The sequence below is a fragment of the Lentzea flaviverrucosa genome (genome assembly GCF_003350445.1).
GTDB classification, from domain to species: Bacteria; Actinomycetota; Actinomycetes; order Mycobacteriales; family Pseudonocardiaceae; genus Lentzea; species Lentzea californiensis.
Genome location: NZ_QQAU01000027.1, coordinates 1913 through 5073, shown reverse-complemented (window position 1 = coordinate 5073; position 3161 = coordinate 1913). Strand labels below are relative to the sequence as shown.

1 rRNA gene is annotated in these 3161 nt (G+C 55.9%); it reads right to left on the bottom strand.

Annotated elements, in window-relative coordinates:
• Positions 1 to 37: 37 nt before the first annotated feature.
• A 23S ribosomal RNA gene (locus DFR72_RS44780) occupies positions 38 to 3121 on the bottom strand.
• Positions 3122 to 3161: the final 40 nt, after the last annotated feature.

Genomic DNA, 3161 nt, shown 5'->3' with positions numbered 1-3161 from the left:
GTTCTTCCAGAACCGCACAGTGGATGCGTAGCGTCTTTGTAACAAGTCCTCGGCCTATTAGTACCAGTCAGCTCCAACCGTTACCGGTCTTCCACCTCTGGCCTATCAACCCAGTGGTCTAGCTGGGGGCCTTAACTCACGAAGAGTGGGATACCTCATCTTGGAACGAGCTTCCCGCTTAGATGCCTTCAGCGGTTATCCCTTCCGAACGTAGCCAACCAGCAATGCTCTTGGCAGAACAACTGGCACACCAGCGGTCCGTCCGTCCCGGTCCTCTCGTACTAGGGACAGCCTTCCTCAAGTATCCTACGCGCGCGGCGGATAGGGACCGAACTGTCTCACGACGTTCTAAACCCAGCTCGCGTACCGCTTTAATGGGCGAACAGCCCAACCCTTGGGACCTACTCCAGCCCCAGGATGCGACGAGCCGACATCGAGGTGCCAAACCATCCCGTCGATATGGACTCTTGGGGAAGATCAGCCTGTTATCCCCGGGGTACCTTTTATCCGTTGAGCGACCACGCTTCCACAAGCCATGGCCGGATCACTAGTTCCGACTTTCGTCCCTGCTCGACCCGTCAGTCTCACAGTCAAGCTCCCTTGTGCACTTGCACTCAACACCTGATTGCCAACCAGGCTGAGGGAACCTTTGAGCGCCTCCGTTACTCTTTGGGAGGCAACCGCCCCAGTTAAACTACCCACCAGGCACTGTCCCTGATCCGGATCACGGACCGAGGTTAGACATCCAATACGACCAGAGTGGTATTTCAACGATGACTCCACAACCACTGGCGTGGCCGCTTCACAGTCTCCCACCTATCCTACACAAGCCGAATCGAACACCAATACCAAGCTATAGTAAAGGTCCCGGGGTCTTTCCGTCCTGCCGCGCGTAACGAGCATCTTTACTCGTAATGCAATTTCGCCGGGCCTGCGGTTGAGACAGTCGAGAAGTCGTTACGCCATTCGTGCAGGTCGGAACTTACCCGACAAGGAATTTCGCTACCTTAGGATGGTTATAGTTACCACCGCCGTTTACTGGCGCTTAAGTTCTCAGCTTCGCCCTTACGGACTAACCGGTCCCCTTAACGTTCCAGCACCGGGCAGGCGTCAGTCCATATACATCGTCTTGCGACTTCGCATGGACCTGTGTTTTTAGTAAACAGTCGCTTCTCGCTGGTCTCTGCGGCCGTCTCGCCCTAGCCTGCAAGAGGCTTCAAGCGCTACGGCCCCCCTTCTCCCGAAGTTACGGGGGCATTTTGCCGAGTTCCTTAACCACAGTTCGCCCGATCGCCTTGGTATTCTCTACCTGACCACCTGTGTCGGTTTGGGGTACGGGCCGCGTGAAAGCTCGCTAGAGGCTTTTCTCGGCAGCATGGGATCACTCTACTTCGCCTCAATCGGCTACGCATCACGTCTCAGGATATGTGCCTGGCGGATTTGCCTACCAGACTCCCTACACGCTTGCACCAGTACTACCACTCACTGGCGGAGCTACCCTCCTGCGTCACCCCATCGCTTGACTACTACAAGTTCAGGTCCCGCGCTCCACAATCCACCTAGCCCCGAAGGGTTTCGGCAGGTGCTTTGGGCGGTTAGTATCACAAGGTTCATCATGGGCGCGTTCACACGGGTACGGGAATATCAACCCGTTGTCCATCGACTACGCCTGTCGGCCTCGCCTTAGGTCCCGACTTACCCTGGGCGGATTAGCCTGGCCCAGGAACCCTTGGTCATCCGGCGGACGAGTTTCTCACTCGTCTTTCGCTACTCATGCCTGCATTCTCACTCGCATAGCGTCCACGGCTGGATTACTCCGCCGCTTCAACCGCTACACGACGCTCCCCTACCCATCCCGAGTAAACTCGAAATGACACAGCTTCGGTGGTGTGCTTAAGCCCCGCTACATTGTCGGCGCAGGACCACTTGACCAGTGAGCTATTACGCACTCTTTAAAGGGTGGCTGCTTCTAAGCCAACCTCCTGGCTGTCTGTGCGACCCCACATCCTTTCCCACTTAGCACACACTTAGGGACCTTAGCTGGCGTTCTGGGCTGTTTCCCTCTCGACTACGAAGCTTATCCCCCGCAGTCTCACTGCCGCGCTCTCACACCACGGTATTCGGAGTTTGGTTGATTTCGGTAAGCTTGTAGGCCCCCTAGACCATCCAGTGCTCTACCCCCGTGGTGAAACACACGACGCTGCACCTAAATGCATTTCGGGGAGAACCAGCTATCACGGTGTTTGATTGGCCTTTCACCCCTAACCACAGCTCATCCCCCAGGTTTTCAACCCTGGTGGGTTCGGGCCTCCACGCGGTCTTACCCGCGCTTCACCCTGGCCATGGCTAGATCACACCGCTTCGGGTCTAGACCACGCGACTCAAGCGCCCTATTCAGACTCGCTTTCGCTACGGCTACCCCACACGGGTTAACCTCGCCACGTAGCACTAACTCGCAGGCTCATTCTTCAAAAGGCACGCCGTCACCCCTAAAGGCTCCGACGGATTGTAGGCACACGGTTTCAGGTACTATTTCACTCCCCTCCCGGGGTACTTTTCATCTTTCCCTCACGGTACTTGTCCGCTATCGGTCACCAGGGAGTATTTAGGCTTAGCGGGTGGTCCCGCCAGATTCACAGCGAATTTCACGAGTACGCTGCTACTTGGGAACACTCTCACGAGATGCCAGGTTTTCGAGTACGGGAGTTTCACCCTCTACGCTCACGCTTTCCAGACGCATTCCTCTAACCACAGCATTTTCTGACTCGTTGCCAGTCCGGCAGAACTGACCAAAAGGTCCCACGACCCCGTACACGCAACCCCTGCCGGGTATCACACGAATACGGTTTAGCCTCATCCGCTTTCGCTCGCCACTACTCACGGAATCACGGTTGTTTTCTCTTCCTGCGGGTACTGAGATGTTTCACTTCCCCGCGTTCCCTCCACATACCCTATGTGTTCAGGTATGGGTGAACCCACATGACTGGGTCCGGGTTTCCCCATTCGGAAATTCTAGGATCTCAGCTCGGTTGACAGCTCCCCTAGACTTTTCGCAGTCTCCTACGTCCTTCATCGGCTCCTGGTGCCAAGACATCCACCGTATGCCCTTACTAACTTGCTACAAAGATGCTCGCATCCACTGTGCAGTTCTCAAAGAACAA